The 2,277-nt window shown below is 43.6% G+C and carries 3 protein-coding genes; all 3 read left to right on the forward strand.

Going from position 1 to position 2,277, the window contains the following annotated elements; translation table 11 throughout:
• Positions 1 to 21 precede the first annotated feature (21 nt).
• Positions 22 to 396, forward strand: a complete 375-nt coding sequence (locus CK510_RS29525) for a site-specific integrase (RefSeq protein WP_095725004.1) — start codon at positions 22 to 24, stop codon at positions 394 to 396.
• A gap of 293 nt (positions 397 to 689) precedes the next feature.
• On the forward strand, positions 690 to 1,850 hold the full coding sequence (locus CK510_RS29530) for an Arm DNA-binding domain-containing protein (RefSeq protein ID WP_095725005.1): 1,161 nt from the start codon (positions 690 to 692) through the stop codon (positions 1,848 to 1,850).
• Between the two features lie 174 nt (positions 1,851 to 2,024).
• On the forward strand, positions 2,025 to 2,277 hold a 253-nt coding region (locus CK510_RS31325), incomplete at its 3' end, for a hypothetical protein (RefSeq protein ID WP_143289508.1).

Below are 2,277 nucleotides of genomic sequence, written 5' to 3' on the forward strand. Positions count from 1 at the left end.
GTCGCAAGACACTAGAAAAGATTGCTTAAAGTTACACCGTGGACTTTACTAGGTTTACCTAGATTTTTAGAAGCGGAAGGAGCAAGGTATTTTAAAGGGATGAATTTACCTTTTACGTTGAAGGACATGCGTCACGCCTGGGCGATACGCACCTTGATATTTGAATTGGACATTAGTTGGGCAGCTCGAATGATGGGTCACTCGGTAGAAATACACTCACGGGTTTACCATCATTGGATATCTCAAAAGCAAATGCTCGCAGCCCACAATAAAGCGATCGCAAACACTTCGCGACCGCGACCCCCGATCATCGAACCATCATCCCCAACGTTTGACCATTCTCAGTACACGGATGAAGATGATGTATTCTGCCTCGATGGCGATTTAGACTCTTAATCTGCTGGTTTTGGGTTCGAGTCCCAGGTCACCCATCCCCTCCAAAACCCCTGCGAAGCAAGACTTCCAGGGGTTTATTGTTTGACCCAAAGTCTCATTTCAGCCATTTCCGAGTTGTGGATTTGGTGTAAGAAGATGCCGACGTTGGACATTTTTGGACGAGTTTAGACAATTTATTGGGGTAAAGTTGGGGTAAATCAGAGCGCACTGATTCCAATGAGAAAGAAGGTTCACAGGGAAAACTCGCTTGCAACTTCCCTGCTTCCTTGTTTGTGATTATTTAGGAGTCAAATTTGGTTTCCCAGCATAAAGCCTCTAAAGGAACCGTTCAAATCAAAATCTCGAACGATCGCTTGCAACTAGTTTTCAGTTTTGGGGGTAAACGCCATTATCTTTCAACTGGGTTTCCCGATACCAAAGCTAACCGCAAACTGGCGGAAATGAAGGCTAGGCAAATTGAGTTGGATATTCTCTGCAATAATTTTGATATCACTTTGGGGAAGTACAAGCCACAGTCTGAACAAATTATCTTTACACCATCACTTACACCAGTTGTTGAGACTGGAGCATCCCTGGCAGATTTGTGGGACAGTTATACCGAATATAAGCGATCGAGTTTATCTCCCAGCACTTTGGCAAAGGGTTACAAGAGCATTTATCGTTGTATCAACGTCTTTCTCCCAATAAAAACTTTAGATAAAGCTGTGGCTATCCGGGATTGGTTAATTGCAAATAAAAGCCCCCTATCTGCAAAAAAAACCCTGACTCAATTTTCGGCTTGTTGTAATTGGGCAGTGAAATCTCAGTTAATTGAGGATAACCCATTTGAGGATATGGCGAGTGATATTAAAGTACCGAAGGGAAACTTTGAGGAGACAGATATAAATCCGTTTAGTGTGTCCGAACGCGATCGCATTATCCAAGCATTCAAAGAAAACCGCTATTACAAGCACTATGCACCATTAATCGAATTTTTATTTATCACGGGTTGTAGACCATCGGAAGCTGTAGCTTTACAGTGGAAGCACATTGCCAGCGACTTTACAATTATTCGGCTAGAACAAGCTGTGGTGCTTTCACTGTCTGGGTTGATTTGCAAACCAGGCTTGAAGACTCAGAAGAAGCGAGTGTTTCCAATTAATAATCGTTTGGCTGGGTTGTTGAAATCCATCCAACCCGTTGATGTGTCGGGTGAAACTAAGGTGTTTCCCTCACCCGAAGGAAACTGGATAGATGTACATAACCTCAGTAAACGAGCTTGGAAAACTGTGCTTAAAACACTTGATAGCGTTGAGTACCGGAATCTATACCAAACTCGGCATACCTTTATTACGATGGCGTTAAAGAATGGGGTGGATGTAAAGGATGTTGCAACGATGGTGGGTAATTCGCCAGAGATTATTTATCGCCATTATGCAGGGCAAAGTCGGGAGCTTTTTTTACCGGAGTTTTAGGAATTGGGGAGAGCGATCGCACTTTCATATTCCCAGGGGTGGCAACCCAAACAAAACAATTACTATATTTATTCTCCCTGGACACCCATCCCACAACTTTTTAACCATGCGGGGAAATGAAATTGACTCATCACCCAAGTAGCGATCGCTCAATTTGGAAGTCCCTAAATAATCATGGGATACATACGGAGAGTACCCGTGAACCTCTTCCGTCAGGGCAAGCGATCGTACCTTCATAATCCCAGGGGTGACAACCCAAACAAAGTAATTACTATATTTATCCTTCCTGGACACCCATCCCACAACTTTTTAACCATGCGGGAAAATGAAATCGACCCATCACCCAAGTCGCGATCGCTCACTTGGGAACATCATAAACAATCTTCAATATCTACGGAGAAATCCCGCGAAACTCGGAGTCAGGGCA

Source organism: Brunnivagina elsteri CCALA 953 (genome assembly GCF_002289455.1).
Classification (GTDB): domain Bacteria; phylum Cyanobacteriota; class Cyanobacteriia; order Cyanobacteriales; family Nostocaceae; genus Brunnivagina; species Brunnivagina elsteri.